Annotated in this window: 10 protein-coding genes and 2 pseudogenes; 4 read left to right on the plus strand and 8 right to left on the minus strand. The window is 70.2% G+C overall.

The window, feature by feature from the left end:
• Positions 1-124: 124 nt before the first annotated feature.
• Together dgoD and ACH4EB_RS02505 are read left to right on the plus strand one after the other, a co-directional pair.
• Entirely contained in the window at positions 125-1,270 is a 1,146-nt protein-coding gene (gene dgoD / locus ACH4EB_RS02500) for a galactonate dehydratase (protein WP_398345392.1), read from the plus strand.
• A gap of 2,165 nt (positions 1,271-3,435) precedes the next feature.
• Complete coding sequence (locus tag ACH4EB_RS02505; RefSeq protein WP_398345393.1) at positions 3,436-3,654, plus strand: zinc ribbon domain-containing protein; 219 nt, start codon at positions 3,436-3,438, stop codon at positions 3,652-3,654.
• A gap of 210 nt (positions 3,655-3,864) precedes the next feature.
• Here the strand turns inward: ACH4EB_RS02505 and ACH4EB_RS02510 are convergent.
• From ACH4EB_RS02510 to ACH4EB_RS02520, 3 genes and pseudogenes are all read right to left on the minus strand, one after another.
• A pseudogene (locus tag ACH4EB_RS02510) lies at positions 3,865-4,407 on the minus strand (O-methyltransferase); the annotation flags it as partial.
• Between the two features lie 9 nt (positions 4,408-4,416).
• Positions 4,417-5,073 (minus strand): response regulator, encoded by a 657-nt coding sequence (locus ACH4EB_RS02515; protein ID WP_398345394.1) that lies wholly within the window; start codon positions 5,071-5,073, stop codon positions 4,417-4,419.
• On the minus strand, positions 5,064-6,200 hold the full coding sequence (locus ACH4EB_RS02520; protein WP_398345396.1) for a sensor histidine kinase: 1,137 nt from the start codon (positions 6,198-6,200) through the stop codon (positions 5,064-5,066). Before ACH4EB_RS02520 ends, ACH4EB_RS02515 begins: the two co-directional genes overlap by 10 nt.
• A 108-nt stretch (positions 6,201-6,308) precedes the next feature.
• On the opposite strand from ACH4EB_RS02520, the gene ACH4EB_RS02525 reads away from it, so the two are divergent.
• A complete protein-coding gene (locus tag ACH4EB_RS02525) occupies positions 6,309-6,935 on the plus strand; it encodes a DedA family protein (protein ID WP_398345398.1) in 627 nt (208 codons plus the stop codon).
• Here the strand turns inward: ACH4EB_RS02525 and ACH4EB_RS02530 are convergent.
• From ACH4EB_RS02530 to ACH4EB_RS02540, 3 genes and pseudogenes are all read right to left on the minus strand, one after another.
• Complete coding sequence (locus ACH4EB_RS02530) at positions 6,901-7,719, minus strand: HAD family hydrolase (protein ID WP_398345399.1); 819 nt, start codon at positions 7,717-7,719, stop codon at positions 6,901-6,903. The two genes, ACH4EB_RS02525 and ACH4EB_RS02530, sit on opposite strands and share 35 nt — an antisense overlap.
• Positions 7,716-10,493 (minus strand): annotated as a pseudogene (locus tag ACH4EB_RS02535) (phosphoribosyltransferase). The gene ACH4EB_RS02530 and the pseudogene ACH4EB_RS02535 overlap by 4 nt, the downstream one beginning before the upstream one ends.
• A gap of 72 nt (positions 10,494-10,565) precedes the next feature.
• Positions 10,566-11,738: an HpcH/HpaI aldolase/citrate lyase family protein gene (locus tag ACH4EB_RS02540; protein ID WP_398345400.1), complete on the minus strand. Its 1,173-nt coding sequence runs from the start codon at positions 11,736-11,738 to the stop codon at positions 10,566-10,568.
• A gap of 219 nt (positions 11,739-11,957) precedes the next feature.
• Here ACH4EB_RS02540 and ACH4EB_RS02545 point away from each other — a divergent pair, with 219 nt between their 5' ends.
• Complete coding sequence (locus ACH4EB_RS02545) at positions 11,958-13,250, plus strand: TerD family protein (protein WP_398345401.1); 1,293 nt, start codon at positions 11,958-11,960, stop codon at positions 13,248-13,250.
• Positions 13,251-13,934: 684 nt separating this feature from the next.
• Here ACH4EB_RS02545 and ACH4EB_RS02550 read toward each other — a convergent pair.
• Positions 13,935-14,672, minus strand: a complete 738-nt coding sequence (locus ACH4EB_RS02550; RefSeq protein WP_398345402.1) for a Tellurium resistance — start codon at positions 14,670-14,672, stop codon at positions 13,935-13,937.
• Between the two features lie 175 nt (positions 14,673-14,847).
• A complete protein-coding gene (locus tag ACH4EB_RS02555; RefSeq protein WP_398345403.1) occupies positions 14,848-16,029 on the minus strand; it encodes a DUF475 domain-containing protein in 1,182 nt (393 codons plus the stop codon).
• Positions 16,030-16,056: the final 27 nt, after the last annotated feature.

Raw genomic sequence — 16,056 nt, forward strand, 5'->3', positions numbered from 1 at the left:
CTCCCACTCCGCTCTCCAACCCCACCTCCATGTCCCACGCCCCACCGATTGATGGCCTCCACTCCCCGTGCCAACCTCTGGCCAGTCACAGTCACAGCCACAGTCGGAGAAAGGGCGGCGGCCCGTGAAGATCAGCCGTGTCGAGACGTTCTTGGCCCCGCCACGCTGGATGTTCGTCCGCGTGGAGACCGACGAGGGACTCAGCGGCTGGGGCGAACCGGTGGTCGAAGGCCGAGCCGAGCCGGTACGCGCCGCCGTCGAGGTCCTCTCCGAGTACCTTCTCGGCCAGGATCCGTCACGCATCGAGGACCACTGGCAGGTCATGACGAAGGGCGGCTTCTACCGCGGCGGGCCGGTACTGTCCTCCGCCGTCGCCGGACTGGACCAGGCCCTGTGGGACATCAAGGGCAAGCAGTACGGCGTGCCCGTCCACCAGCTCCTCGGCGGGCCGGTACGGGAACACGTCCGCGCGTACACCTGGGTCGGTGGCGACGAACCGGACGAGATCCGGGACGCGCTGGCCGCCCAGATCGAGGCCGGCTTCACCGCCGTCAAGATGAACGGCTGCGGACCGATGACACCGGTAGCCACCCGCGCGGAAATACGCGACTGCCTGCGTCGCGCCGAAACCGCCCGGGACGTGCTCGGCGACGAACGGGACTTCGGCCTGGACTTCCACGGCCGAGTCTCCCCCGCCAACGCACGACGCCTCCTTCCCCTGTTGGCCGAGCACGCGCCGATGTTCGTCGAGGAACCCGTCCTCTGCGACTACCCGCACGCCCTGCCCGACCTGGTCAATGCCTCCAACATCCCGCTGGCGCTGGGCGAGCGGCTCTTCACCCGCCAGGAGTTCCTGGCTCCTCTCCGAGCCGGCGTCGCCATCCTTCAACCGGACATCTCACACGCGGGCGGCATCTCCGAACTGCGCCGGATCGCCGCTCTCGCGGAGACGTACGGAGCCCAGCTCGCCCCACACTGCCCACTCGGCCCGGTCGCCCTCGCCGCCAGCCTTCAAATCGCCTTCACCACCCCCAACTTCCTCATCCAGGAACAGTCCATCGGCATCCACTACAACCAGGACGCCGAACTGCTCGACTACGTGGCCGACCCGGAACCCTTCCGCTTCCACGACGGCTCGCTCCTGCGCACCGACCGCCCGGGGCTGGGTGTGACGGTCGACGAGCAGGCCATACGTGCTGCCGACCGGCAGGGACACGCCTGGCGCAACCCGGTCTGGCGTCACGCGGACGGCTCATTCGCCGAATGGTGAGCGGCAACCGAGCCCCCAACCGACACGTACGCAGCAGAGAGGGAAGACAGAGACTCACCGCATGGGTTTCGCCACGCGCTACACACCGCGCCCAGCCGCCATCGCCATCGTCCCTGGCACGGACACCGACGCATCGTTCCGTACGGCCCTGACGCTCGCGAAGGCAGGCACCTCCACGACCGAGGCCTCCCTGGCCGAGGGATCCTCCACCCTGAAGTTTCCCTGGCCGAGGGCTCCTGCACGACTGAGGTCCCCCTGGCCGAGGAATCCTTCAGCGAGGCCTCCCTCGCCTGGCGGGACGCTCTTCACGTGATCCGCCACACCCACGTCGAACTGGGCGGTGACGCCCGGCTCGGTGCCGGAACCGTACTCACCACCGACGGCACCCGTCTCGCCGCCGAAGCCTGAGCGAACCTGACCGTCACCCCGTCCCGAGCGCGGGCCTGGACACCTCTGTACACCTCCGTCTGCCGGTCCTTGCCGAAATCCTCACCCCTTCAAAGTGATCGCTGCCGATGCCGCGGGAGCAACCGCACTGAAGCTCTTCCCGGCTTCAGTCGGCGCCCCGGCTACCTCAGAGGTCTCCGCACGTCGCCCCCTGATGCGTCGTTCTCCGATGCGCCGTTCGTGCCGGTCAGCGGGTGGACGCGGCAGCGGCCCACGCCTACCTGGCCGCCGGAGCAGTGACTGTCGGAGTCGGCCCCCTGACCGGGCCATCGCAGACGGCGGCGACCTGGCCGCCCTCCGAACCCGCGCAACCGACTGCCTCTCGATGCGCGCAGGATGAGCACCGACACGACCATCGACGCGGAACGAGCAGCACCGGTTACCCCTACCAGCGCGAGCCCCAGCCCGCCCCCAGCTCCGGGCGCCTGCACAAATCCGAATACCGAAGCGGCGCCGCGGCGCGTAGCTGGCCCAAATCTCCCAGCGGGTCCGAGTCCCGCAGCGGGTCTGGGACCCGCAGCGACCCCGGCTGGCGAAGCGAGCCCGGTTGGCGAAGTGACCCCGAGTGTCGAAACAGTCCCAAGTTGCGATGCTGATACGGGCAACAGCCGTGACGTTCTCGCCTTCGGCGAGACCAGGGTCGCGCTGCGCGGAAGCGGCCCGCTCAAGCTGGGCGGCACAACGAACGTCTCCATCGCAGGCGCAGAGAGCAACATCGCCATCGGCCTCGCCCGGCTCGGCCGCCCTGCCCGCTGGGTGGGCGCCTCCGGGAACGATAAGACCGACGGGTTCGTACTCCGTACGCCGTGAGTGGAAGCGGTGAACGTCTCGGGAGCCCGAAGGGGCCCCGGCGCCCCAACCGGGCTGATCCTCTCCGAGCCACGGCTGCCAAACCTGCCCCGGGTGTACTACTACCGCGGGGGCCCGGCCGACTCGCGTCTGGCTCCGGACGCACTCGACCGGGCCTCCACCACCGCCGCACCTCGGATCCTTCACCTGACCTGCATCAACCCGGCGCTGACCTCCACCGCCCGTGCGGCCTCGGCGCATGTTCTTCGACTGGCCCGGGGTCATGGCCCCTTGGCGTGCTGGGACGTCAACCCCCGGGGTCGACTGTGGACGGGTGACCACGCCTCGGCGGTGTCGCGGGACTGGATGCCATACGTGGGCCCCCTGGTCACCTCGGCCGACGAAGTCCCCCTGCGCTCCCCACCGGGCGCCCTGCCCGGCACCGCTGCTCAGGCGGGGCAGTTGCTGGCCACGGGCGCCAAGGAGGCTGCCTTCGAACTCGGCCAGGCCAGCGCCACCCCTTACACGCGCCCGAACCGCCCCGTCACCCCGACAAACAGGATAAGCAGCCCATACCCGACAGAGAGCCCGCACGACGCGCACGACACCGGAGGCGATTCGCTGCACCAGCCGGCCATAGCCGTGCGGGCCGTGGACGCGGTCTGCGCCGCCGACGCGCTCGTGGCGGGGCGCCTTTCCGCCCCGCTGGACTCCGCACTGCCGGATGGCGAGGGCGTCGCCGGGCGCTTGGAACGAACCGTGACGACCGATGCCTTCGCGGTCGCCTCGCCCGGCGGCTGGGAAGGGGCACCCACGCGTGCCGAAGTGAGCCTTCTCGGCGCCCCTCCGGGCACGGTCGAACGCTGCCCCGGACTGCTTCCGCCTCACGCCCCGCCCCCTCTCTCCCACTCGCGGGCTAATCTGTCGCCATGCCTCGTTACGAATACCGCTGCCGTTCCTGCGGCTCGACCTTCGAGCTGAACCGCCCGATGGCCGAATCCTCCGCCCCGGCCACCTGTCCGGACGGGCACGAGGACACGGTCAAGCTGCTGTCCACGGTCGCCGTCGGCGGCACCGCCGCAACCCCGTCCCAGACGCCCAGCGGCGGCGCAGGCGGTGGCTGCTGCGGAGGCGGCTGCTGCGGCTAGCACCGACAGCCACGGCTCCCGGCAGTCGACCGGCCCGGGGCCCGGGCGCCGACTCCGACGTCGGCCCGGTACCCGGCGCTGGGCACCCGTCTGCCGTCTGCCGTCTGCCGTCTGCCGTCTGCCAGCGTTCGGCTCTCGCCTACCGGCTGTCCATACCTGCGCCTTGGCGTCGTGTCTCGAAGCTGCGCCCCCGCCCGTCCCTAGTTCTGACGACCTCCGCTCCACCATCAGTCCACCTGCCCCGGCAAGCCCCATCGCCTCCACCCGCTCGTCCGCACTGGCGTGCTCGGTGAACTACCTGATGGCCGTGACTGCGCCTTCCGCCTGCGAGACGCCGACGGCCGACGTCGCGACCCCGTCAAAGAGGACGCTGTCCGCGATGATCAAGCCCCCGGATCGCAGACGCTGAATCAACTCGTCCCAGAACTCGGGTTAGTTGACTTTGCCCGCACCGAGGCAAGCGAAGCCGATGTGCGGCTCGGTGGGTATCGTCCGCAGGGTGTCCAGCACCGGTGCAATCCGCAGGTCGATCAAATCGGCCAAGCCGACCTTCTCCCACGCCTCACGGCCATACGCCGTCCGCTCCCCGGAGACGTCACAGGCGACCAGCTTGCCGCCCGGGGACACGGCCTGTGCCAGCACCAAATGCGTGGTCTCCACCAGCTCCCGCTGCACGGCGGCCGGCGGCGAGATGTGCGCGAGTACGTAGTCGGGCAGCTCCTCCGCGACGGCGGTGGTTTTGCTCTTGATCACTGGCCCTCCTCAGGTCCCCAGGTAGCGCAGTACGGCCAGAACGCGGCGAGAGTAGCCCGAGGTGCCGGTCAGGCCGAGCTTGTCGAAGATCGCGTTGGTGTGCTTCTCCACCGCGCTCTGCGAAATGTGCAGCCTCCCGGCGATGGCGGCGTTGGTGTGTCCCTCGGCCATCTGGGCGAGCACCCCACGCTCGCGGGCCGTGAGCGAATTCAGCGGATCGGTACGGCTGCTGCGGGAGAACAGGACGCGTACGACTTCCGAGTCGAACGCGGCCTTCCCGGAACCGACCCGCTCCAACGCGTCCAGGAACTCATCCACCTCTACGACTCTGTCCTTGAGCAGGTAGCCGACCCCCTCGCTGTCCTCGGTCAGCAGCTCGGCGGCGTACCGCCGCTCGACGTACTGCGAGAGGACAAGGACGCCGACGTCCGGCCAGCGTTCACGGATCTGCACGGCCGCCCGCAGCCCCTCGTCCGTGTGCGTGGGCGGCATCCGTACGTCCACGACCACCACGTCGGGCCGCTGCTCCGCCGACGCGCGCTCCAGCACGGTCATCAGTTCAGCGGCGTCCCCGACCGCGGCTGTCACCTCGTGGTCCTCTTCCGTCAGCAGTCGCACCAGGCCCTCCCTCAGCAAGGTCGAATCGTCGGCAAGTACTACGCGCACGGCAGCTCCGCGGTGATCGTGGTGGGTCCGCCGACCGGGCTGTCCACCCGTAACCGGCCGTCCATGGCGGCGACCCGGCGGGCCAGCCCGAACAGACCGCTTCCCGCGGCATTCGCCCCACCCCGGCCGTCGTCCTGAATCCGGACGGACAGGAGGTTGTCCTTCCGGTCGACGGTAACGGTTATTCCTACCGCGGAAGAGTGCTTGACCGCATTGGTGACCGCCTCGGAAACGACGAAATAGGTGACGGTCGCCACGGCGGTCTCGGGCTCTTGAGTGAGTCGGTACGTCAGCCGGACAGGGACCGCCGAGCGCTCCGCGACGGTTTCCAGTGCGGCCCGCAGTCCGGCCTCGTCCAGGACCGTCGGATAGACACGCCAGGCGACCTCGCGCAGCTCGGTCAGTGCCTGGCGGCTCTCCGCATGGGCCTGCCGCAGCAAGTTCACGGCGTGGGCCTCGTCCTTGCTGCGCAGCGCGCGGCCGAGCAACATCCCGAGGGCCACCAGTCTCTGTTGGACACCGTCGTGCAGGTCGCGCTCGATGCGGCGACGTTCGTCATTGACCGCGGCGACGACCCCGGCCCGGCTGGAGGCCAGTTCCGCGACCCTGCGTTTCAGTTCTCTCTCGTGCGTGGGGCCGAGGAAATGGCGCGCCAGACGGGCCTCCAGAGCCGCCACCCCGAACACCGACTGCAGGCTGAGGAAGAGGAGGAACAATGCGCCCACGCCGGTCTCCGCGACATCGACCGGATGCTCGATGTGGGAGAACATCCATGCCGTCGCCGCCCACAGAACGACGGTCGCCCCCATGAGCGCGGCGAGCACCACGCACGCGCCCAGGAGACCCAACAGCCAGCGCACCGCCAGGTACTTGAGCGCACGCTCGTCGTCGTACCCGTAGGAGAAATCGGCCCCGCCGAACCGCAAGCGGCGGCGCGCCGACTCGATGAGCCACCGGGCCATGGTCATCACCGGCTCCATTACCTTGCGTCTCCCACGCGGCCAGACGAACACGCAGAGCAGCGCGAGCCCCGAGAGCACGATGAACGGCAGCTCGACCGCCACCGTGCCCGCGCCGACCAACAATCCGACCGTGAGGCGCATCCCGCGCCGTGCCATCCCCCGCATGATCGAAACGCTAGCGGCTGCGCCGACACCACCGCACTGCGGAAAACCGCAGTGTTCCGTGCGGTTTTCCGCAATGTGCCGACGCCCGCGAATTTCTAACGTCGAAGCATGAACGAACACGCGGATATCGACTGGATCACCGGACTCATGGACACCCTCGGCGCGCCCGGCGCGGGCCTGGCGGTCGCCGCCGAGAATCTCTTCCCGCCCCTGCCGAGCGAGCTGATTCTGCCCCTCGCGGGCTTCGCGGCGGGCCAGGGCCGGATGACTCTGTTCTCCGCGCTCGCGTGGACGACGCTCGGATCGGTGCTCGGCGCACTGGCTCTCTACGGTGTGGGCGCGCTGCTCGGCCGGGCCCGGATGCTCGCGATCGCGGCCAGGCTGCCGCTGGTCAAGGTCTCCGACATCGAGAGGACGGAGCGCTGGTTCCAACGGCACGGCAACAAGGCGGTGTTCTTCGGCCGGATGGTCCCGATCTTCCGCAGCCTGATATCGATACCGGCCGGTATCGAGCGGATGTCGATACCGGCCTTTCTCGCCCTGACCACACTCGGCAGTCTGATCTGGAATTCGATCTTCGTCCTCGCCGGCTACGCACTCGGTGAGAACTGGGAGGAAGTGACCGGCTATGTGGACGCGTACTCGAAGATGGTGCTGGTGGCCGCCACCCTGGCTGTCCTGGCGTTCCTCGCCGTACGGCTCAACAAGAGCGGGCGGGGGCAGCACCGCGGGTGAAGGCCCGCAGGATCTCCTCGCCTGCCGCCACTCCGCGCTCGTCCAGCGCGGTGACATGCGGGGCGCTCCAGCCCGAGTCCGCCAGCTCCCCGTGGCCGGGTCGCCACCCGCGGTCCGCGGCCAGCAGCAGATCGGCGTCCAGGAGCGAGTCGCCGGCGGCGAGTACTCGCGAGGCCTCGGTCCGACGGACGACCTCGGCCACGGCCGCGCTCTTGGTCAGCGGTTTCGGCACGGCGTAGACCTTCCGGCCCTGGAGCGAGACGGTCCAGCCGCGGGCGTCCGCCCACTCGGCGAGTTCCTTGACCCAGGTCTGCGGCAGCAGCGAGCGCTCGACGACGAGGTAGGCGAAGAGTCCTTCGGCGACACGCTCCTTGAGCAGCCATGCCGGGTCGACGGTCCGCAGCAGATGCGTGCGGACCTCGTCGAGCGAGGCGCACTCCGCGCTCAGCCGGGCGGCGACGGTGTGCTGCCAGTCCCGGTCGGACTCGCCGTCGACGAGCAGGTGGCCACCGTTCGCGCAGATGGCGAACCGCGGGGCGGGGCCCGGGAGGTGGATGCGTCCATACTGCTCGCGGGTGCGCGTGGTCGTGGGGACGAACGTGGTGGTGTCGGCGAGGCCGGCGAGCAGTTCCGCCGCCGTCTCCGTCATGTAGGAGAGCGGTCTGTGTTCGTAGACCTCGACGCAGAGCAGGCGTGGCGCAGCGGCGTCGGGCATGGCCAGGTCCAGTGCGGCGGCCGAATAGATGAGGGTGCGGTCCAGGTCACTGGCGACGATCGTGCTCACGGCGCGGTCACCGCCTTGCCGTCCGCACCCGTCGCGCCCCGGGTGAAACGGGGGTGGATCAAGCCAACGCAGGTGTAGGGGAGTTCGTCGACCTCTTCGACGGGCACGCCCCGCTGTTCAGCCAGGAGACGCACATGATCGAGGTCCGTTCCGGCGCCGCGCCGGGCAAGAATCTTCCAGGGGACACGGCGGAGCAGTACCCGCGTGGTCTCGCCGACACCCGGCTTGACGAGGTTGACGTCATGGATGCCGTACACCTCGCTGATCCGCTCGACCGCGGCCCAGCCCGCCCACGTGGGCGTCCGGTCGGCCGCGGCCAGTTCCTTCACGTCGGCGGCGACCTGCTCGGCGACCTCGTCGAACCGCGCGGCGACCGCGTCGATCAGCACCCGCGACAGGTCGGCCCCGGCGAGGTCGCGGTAGAACTTGGCGCCGTGGAAATCATCGGGTCCCACGAGGTCGTCGCGCAGTACGGTGCGCGAGATCAGGCCCGACACCGTCGAGTTGAGGCACGCGGAGGGGATCAGGAAGTCGTCGCGGGTGCCGTAGGTGTCCACGCAGCCGCCGGGGTCGGCGAGCACGGCGATCCGCGGGTCGAAGCCCGGGAAGTCGCGCAGTGCCTGCGCCAGTTCCCGGGTGATGGCGCCCTTGCCCGTCCAGCCGTCGACGAAGACGACGTCCGCCGGGTCGTGGTGGGCCGCGAGCCAGCGCAGTGCGGTGGTGTCGATACCGCGCCCGCGCACGATCGAGACGGCGTAGTGCGGCAGGTCGAGCCCGTCGGCGTGCAGCGCCCAGCGGCGCATCAGCACGCCCACCGGGGTACCGGCGCGGGCCAGCGAGACCAGTACCGGGCGAGGGGAGCGCTCGGCGAGCACGGTTTCCGTGACCGCACCGACCGCCCGCGCGATGCGGCCGGCGGAGGTCTCCAGAGCGCTGTGGAACAGCGCCTGGTACTGCTCGCTCGGCTGGTATTCGACGGGCAGCGACTCGGCATAGTGCGCGCCGCCGGCCTGTATCGCCTCCTCGCGTTCCTCGGTGGGCGCTTCCAGACTGATCGAGGACAGGTCCTGGAGCAGCCAGCCGACCTCGTCAGGGGCGTAGGAGGAGAAGGCGGGGCCGCGCAGCGGCTCGGGGAGGGGCATCGGTCAGACCTGTCGTCGCGTGGCGTGGGGCGTGGACTTCGGGGCGGGCTCCGGCGTCTGCGGCAGCGGGTACGCCGGTGTGTAGGAAGGGATGACGGCGAGCAGCAGCCGGTCGGTGTGCGCGGCGAGCCGGTCCAGGAGACCGTCGGGTCCATGGAGTTCCGGGGTGTCGCCGTGCGAGTCCGTGACGGCGACGATCGCGTCGAAGCGTCGCTGCGGGTCCGCGCCGGCCGCGACGTTGTACGCGTACCGCTCCCCCGGGCCGTCGGCCGGCCGGTCGTGGGCGGGGAAGGTCAGCCGGGTGCGTATGGCGTAGCCCGGGTCGTCCACGGCGAGGACCGGCGAGCGGGTGGTGGTCGAGAAGTACACCTCGGCCGACGTGGAGTCGTCCAGGGCTCCGGCGAGGCGCAGCGGTGCGTACATCAGCTCTTCGTTGCCGAGGACCAGTATCCGGCGGGCGCCGGCGAGTTCGTCGGCGATCCGGTCCGCCATACCGGGGAGCGCGGCCTCCAGGTCGGCGCGGTGGGCGGGGGTGAAGCCGTGGCGCCCACCGTCCGGCACGGCCTCCGGCCAGCCGAGGTCGATGCGTACGGCTTGCGCCGGGCCGCCCGGAGCCGTGGTCCGGCCCGAGGTCGCCGACTCGCCCGAGGCCGCAGCCCCGCCCGCGACAATCTCCGTGGCCGAGGCCACCGACGCGCCCGCAACAACATCTGCGTCCGAAGCCACAACCCCGTCCGCAGCCATGCCTCCGTCCCCACCTCCACCCCAGCCACTGCCACTGCCACTGCCACTGCCACTGCCACTGCCACTGCCACTGCCACTGCCACTGCCAGCGTCTCCGGCGGGGGCCGCCGCTGCTTCCGGAGCCCGCGGCGCCTGTTCTGGCACGGGTGTCGCGTTCTGATGGGCGGCTACGAGGGCCTGGCCGCGTTCGAGGACGTCGGCCGGGAGCTGCACGCCTCCGGCAGCCAGGGCCATGAGGTCGACCCGGGCGCCCAGGTCGGCGGCGAACTTCTCCAGGTGGCCGCGGTCCGCGTCCGAGCGCATGTCGACCAGGGCGACGACGACGTACCGCTCGCGGGGGAAGCGGGCGTGCAGCGCCTTGATGGTGTTCAGGACCGTGCGACCGGTGGAGAACTCGTCGTCGACAAGGACCAGGGGGCCGTCACCGGCCAGCAGCTCCGGATTCTCCGGGAGCAGCAGGTGCGAGGTCGCGTGGCTGTGTTCCTCCTCGAAACCGCCCGCCTGCTCGACGCCCGCGACCGGCCGACGCGTGGAGTGCAGATACGGCGCGAGGGCCAGCCCGTCGGCCACACTGTGCCCGAGTCCTGTGGCGGTCTCGGCATATCCCAGGACGACGGCGCGTGCCGCCTCGGTGTCGCCGAGAAGTTCCCGGACCTGGCGGCCCAGCCCGAGGCCCGCGCCGTAGACCGTTTCAGGACGCTGCGGCACATGCTTGCCGAGCACGTTCGACACGAGCAGGTGAGCTCGCTTGGGGTTGCGCCGCAGCGCCAGTCCCAGCAGCCGGGGCAGCTCCGCCCCACCTCTCAGCGAGACACCGAGCCGCTGGGCGACCCACTCTCCCGTCCACACCACTGTGCCCGTCTCCTTCGTCTCTTCCGCCGTCGTCATCGTCCGTTGCTTGCCGGGCGTCGCGGGCCCGGTGGGGCGGTAGCCGCCCGGTCTGTTGAACCGTTCGCCGCCTCAGGTGTGCGGAAGGCTGGCCGTCAGCAGTTCCACGAAGCCGACGCCCTCGCGGGCGACGCCGAACGCGTCGGCGCGCAGCAGGGTCCGTTCGGCCCAGGCACGGTGCGGCTTGATCTCGTTCATCTTGTTCGTGTACGCCGAACGCAGTACGCCGCCGGCGCCCCGCTCGGGCCGCAGGATGTCCACGGCGTCGCTGAACTCCTCATGGCTGACGACCGACAGCGCGTGTACCGGTGCCACGTGCGAGGGGTGGATGCAGGTCTTGCCCTGCAGGCCGTTCGCACGGTCGAGTTCGATCTCGCGCAGCAGCCCGTCCATGTCATGTTCGATCAGGGCTGTCCGGAGTTCCTCCGCCCGGCCCAGGAAGGGGCTTTGCCGCAACTGCGGCTTGAACATCCGCTCATGCAGGCGGAAGTACTCCCACACCGGGCCGGTGACGGTGAATCCGGTGCCGTCCGCCCGGCCGAGCACGTTCACCACGTCGGCGATCACGGATGCGACGATCTGTACGTCGTACGCGGTCATGTCAGGTGCCCGGCGCAGGCCGTAGGCCGAGCAGAAATCAGTGACACCGAGCCGGAGTGCCAGGATGCGTTCGCGGTATTTGTCCACCGTGCGTGCGATGCCCCGCAGTGTCTCGCCGCGGCTCTCCAGGTGGAGCAGGTCGGGGGATTCGAGCACCGGCATCGCGAACAGCCGCCGCCCGCACTCCGCCTCCGCACCGGCCAGCGCCTCCAGGAACGGGACGCCGCGCTCCTCGGTGAACTTGGGCAGCACGAATCCGGACAGCAGCCGCACGTCGCGGCCCAGTCGGCGCACCAGGTCGGGTATCTGCGCGGCCGCGCGCACCCGGATGAACAGCAGCGGAAGGTCCGTACCTTTCTCGGCCTCCTCACCGAGGGCCGCGAACTGCCGTACGAGGTTCTCCTCACCGGCGACCACGTCCGCGTCGCTGATGGAGTCCTCCAGACACAGCACCATGGACACCACTCCACGGCCGGCCTGCTTGACGACGTCCTCGGCGAGCCGCGGACGGGTGGCCGGGCTGTAGAGGGTGGCGCCGAGGGCGACCGACAGCGTGCCGGGCGGGGAGTCGGCGGTGAACTCGACCGGCTCCTGGTGGAACAAAGCGTTCCGGATATCGGGCGCAAGGTGCCCAAAATGACGCATAGAACTCCCCGTGAGCAGGCGGGGCCGGGGCCACCCCGCGGCGACTCGTTGTCTGGATCCGGCCGGTAATCGTACGTGCGGCCGCATCGGGAAAGTTCCCGCCCACATGAAAAGCACATGACCCGCACGCGGCGGCCAGGTGTCGCGAGCACCGTGCGGGCCACGCCGGGAAGGCCCCCGCGTTGTCCCCCCGACCTCCGGGAAGGCAGGATTACGGACATGACGCACGCGATGCTGAAAGGGTCGAACGTACCCCTCGACACCACGGCGGTCCGGGCCGTACTGCGCTGGGCGCCCGGCGCGGGAGTGCCCGATGTCGATGCCTCGGCCCTGCTCCTGGGCACCGATGGACGCGTGCGTTCCGATGCGGACTTCGTCTTCTACAACCAGCCCCGGCACCCCAGTGGGCTGGTGCGGCACCTGCCGAAGACGCAGCTCGCCGACGCGGTGGCGGACACGATCGAGGCGGACCTGTCCGGGCTCGAAACGTCGGTGGACCGTGTCGTGCTCACCGCTTCGGCGGATGGCGGAACCTTCGCGCACGTACGGGATCTGCGCGTAGTGCTGCATGACGCCTCCTCGCCGGACGACGAGCCGGTCGCGGTCTTCGACGTGGTGCCGGAGACGGGCAAGGAGACGGCGCTGATCTGCGGCGAGTTGTACCGGCGCGGCGATCAGTGGAAGTTCCGTGCGCTCGGGCAGGGGTACGAGAACGGGCTGATCGGCCTGGCGACCGAGTTCGGGATCTCGGTGGAGGAGGACGAGTCCGCAGCGCCGGAACCCGGCACGGCTGCGGCGTCCGCCGCCACCGTCGCATCGGACGGCTCCGGCGAGGCGGAGTCCCTGTCGCCCGCTGCGGACCCTGACGCCGCGACACAGCACCTTCCCGACCCGGACCCGGCGACACTGACCCCGGCCCCGGCCCCGGCATCGCCCTCGACGCAAACTCCGGCCACGACCCCAAGCACGGCACCAGCCCCAGCCCCAGCCCCGGGCACCGCGCCGGCCCCGGGCACCGCGCCGGCCCCGGGCACCGCACCGGTCCCAGGCACGGCACCGGCGCCGGCCTCGGTCCCGGCGCCGGCCCCCGCTTCGCAGGCCGAACCGGACTCCTTCCCGCTTTCGCCGCCCACCGCTCCGCCCTCGACTGCCCCGCACGCGGCCGCGCCGGCTGCCGCGTTCCCGCCTCAGCCTCAGCCCACCGGCGGGGGCTACGGTTATCCGCAGAACGCTCCGAACATCCCGCCGCCTCCTGCCCAGCCCCCGGCCCAACCCGCGTACGGGTATCCCGGGCCGATGCCGCAGCAGCCGCAGCCCGCGTACGGGTATCCGCAGCCTCCGCAGCAGCCCCAGCACCAGCCGTATCCGACGGGTCCCGTGGCAGCGGCTGTTCCAGCGCCTCCCGCCTACGGCCACCCACAGCAGCCCCCGGCCCCAGGCCCCGGGCCTGGTCCCGGACCGGACCCGCACTTCGTTCTGCCGCCTCAGGGGCCGCAGTTTCAGCACCGTTGACCAACGGCAGCAACCGCCCACCGCCGGGAGAGGCTGACTGTAGCGCCTGGCCACCACGGCCCCTCCTCGCCCGGCAACGGCACCCCGGTGCGGCGAACCCGCCGCACCGGCCTCGGGCAGGGGCATCCCGCATCGGCTCCGGGCGAGCACTCCACACCGTCCCCGGGCAGGTACCCCACAGCGCCCCGGACGCGCACCCCACACCGGCCCCAGGCAAGCACCCCATACCGGCCCGGGCGGGCACCCCACACCGGCCCGGGCGGGCAACCCCCATACCGCCCCCAAGCGGAATGCCCAGACCATCCCCATACGGGCTCCCCACAGCGCCCCTGGGCGGAGTCCCCACACCACTCCCGAGCGAGCACCTCACACCCCCCGGACACGCACCCCACACAGGTCCCAGCCGGGCACCCCACACCGCCCCTGGGCGGAGTCCCCACACCAATCCCGAGGATCCCCGCCCCCAAACAAGGCCCCGCCCACCCCAAGCGCCCAAGCACCCCACCCCGAACGCCCCCACCCACAGCACCCCCCATCCACAGCCCACCCCCAAAGCCAAGCTCAACCACCGCCCAGCCATGCCGACAGATGCCGCCCCACCCACGGGACGGCACCCGCGTCGGATGTCTCACCACCGCGTCGGCCGGACCGTTTCCCCGTCCGGTCTCCCTGGGCCGCCGTCCCTCACACCTTTGTCTTGTACCCCCGTCCCCACTGCAGCCCCCAGCCGTACAGGCGGTCCAGTTCGGACTGGAAGCCGTAGACGTACTTCACCTCGCGGCGGACGGTGAGTTCGCCCTTGTTGTTCTCCAGCATGAAGATGGCGCAGGAGCGGGCCTGTGGCGCGCGTTCGTCGAGGCCGATCTCCACGCGGGGGCCGCTGCTCGGGTAGAGCGTCACGACGGCGTGGGTGCGGTCGAACGCCGGGGTGCCGTCGTAGATGTAGACGAAGATCAGCAGGCGCTTGATCTCGTCGCGGTGGTCGAGGTTGATGTAGAGGGTTTCGCCGGAGGGCGAGCCGAACCGGTCGTCGCCGCTGAGCTTCACGTAGGGCGCGGCGTTGATGTCCCCCAGGAAGTTGCCGAGGGGCTGCACCACGCCCTTGGTGCCGTCCTGCAGCTCGTACAGGCAGGCCAGGTCCAGGTCGATCTTGACGACCGCCGGCCCCTGCGCCTGCACCACCTCCGGTTTGAACATCTTGACCGGGTTGCGCAGCAGGCTCCCGCCGCGCTGCGAGCCCCGCATCCCGATGTCGGACGTGCGCATCTGCCAGGACAGGTTGACCCGCAGGTGGCCGGAGGCCGCGCCCTGCTTCGTCAGTGAGACGACCGGATTGCGTTTGGTCAGTTCGACCACGTACGACGCGCCACCGGCCTCGTATTTCGGCGCCCCGCCCCGACGCCAGTTGTCCAAGAACGACACCTTGCCCCACCCCATCGATCCGAACCGGAGGCCGCCCGCCCCGATGGCCGGACGGCCCGACTGCTGCTTGTCCCGGCTGTCCCGGCCGCCCCATGGCCCGGTACGGCCGCGGGGCGGCCATGGAGTGAGCACTCCATGGCCGCCCCGCTGAGAGCGTTCCTCAATCGGACCCTCGTCACACTCCGGAGGCGACTTCCGACTTTGCCGCGGAATCTTCGCCCGGTTTGCCGTCCTGCCGGTTCTTGCGCACGGACGACCAGAACGACAGCACGATCAGGACGATTCCGATCAGGCCGGTGACGAGCTCGTTGACCTCGTACTTGATCGTGACGAGCAGGAGGACGGCGAGCGCGCCGATGGCGTAGTGCGCGCCGTGCTCCAGGTAGACGTAGTCGTCCAGGGTTCCCTTGCGGACCAGGAAGACCGTCAACGAACGGATGTACATCGCACCGATGCCGAGACCCAGCGCCATCTCGAAGATGTCGTTGGTGACGGCGAAGGCACCGATGACGCCGTCGAAGGAGAACGACGCGTCGATGACCTCCAGGTAGAGGAACAGGAAGAACGCGGCCTTGCCCGCGAGCCCCACGCCCGAGACGGAGCTGCGGCCGGACGCCGCGCCGTTCGGCCCGGCCTCCTGGGCCGCCACGGCCCCCTTCGCCGCCGAGCCGTTCTCGACGTCCTCGTCCTCGTCCTCCTCGGCGTCCTCCAGCTTGTCCTCGAAGTAGCCGGAGATACCGCCCACCACCAGATACGTGAGCAGGCCGGCGACGCCGGACAGGAGCACCGTCGCGCTCTTGTCACCGCCGCCGTGCGCGACGTCGGTGGCCAGCGTCATCGCGCTGACGAGCAGGACGACGAGCGCGATGATGACGGAGAGCATGTCCAGCTTGCCCAATTTGGCCAGCGGCCGCTCCAGCCAGCCCAGCCACTTGTGCTCGCGCTCCTCGAAGATGAAGTCGAGGAAGATCATGAGCAGGAACATGCCACCGAAGGACGCGATGGCCGGGTGGGCCGCCGTGACCAGGTGCTCATACTGCGTCTTGTCGTTGATCGCCAGGTCGACGGCCTCGATCGGCCCCAGCTTCGCGGTGATCGCGACGATGACGACCGGGAAGACCAGGCGCATGCCGAAGACGGCGATGAGAATGCCGATGGTCAGAAAGATTTTCTGCCAGAAGGCATTCATCTTGCGCAGGATTCCTGCGTTGATGACCGCGTTGTCGAACGAGAGCGAGATCTCCAGGATCGACAGGATGCCGACGATCGCTAGCCCCTGCCACCCCCAGAGGACGCCGGCCAAGGCCAGTCCGGCCGCCGTGACGGCGAACGACCAGCCAAAGGTTTTCAGGAGCACTGCCTAACCCAATCCCTCGCTGTATGG

Origin of the sequence: Streptomyces sp. NPDC018045 (assembly GCF_044327445.1) — a bacterium.
GTDB lineage: Bacteria > Actinomycetota > Actinomycetes > Streptomycetales > Streptomycetaceae > Streptomyces.

What these genes read in the sequence shown, in the direction of transcription:
- ACH4EB_RS02540 (WP_398345400.1), bottom strand. Translation starts at nt 11,738, where the DNA reads ATGCGTCATTTTGGGCACCTTGCGCCCGATATCCGGAACGCTTTGTTC.
- ACH4EB_RS02520 (WP_398345396.1), bottom strand. Translation starts at nt 6,200, where the DNA reads ATGCGGGGGATGGCACGGCGCGGGATGCGCCTCACGGTCGGATTGTTG.
- ACH4EB_RS02505 (WP_398345393.1), top strand. Translation starts at nt 3,436, where the DNA reads ATGCCTCGTTACGAATACCGCTGCCGTTCCTGCGGCTCGACCTTCGAG.
- ACH4EB_RS02525 (WP_398345398.1), top strand. Translation starts at nt 6,309, where the DNA reads ATGAACGAACACGCGGATATCGACTGGATCACCGGACTCATGGACACC.
- ACH4EB_RS02545 (WP_398345401.1), top strand. Translation starts at nt 11,958, where the DNA reads ATGACGCACGCGATGCTGAAAGGGTCGAACGTACCCCTCGACACCACG.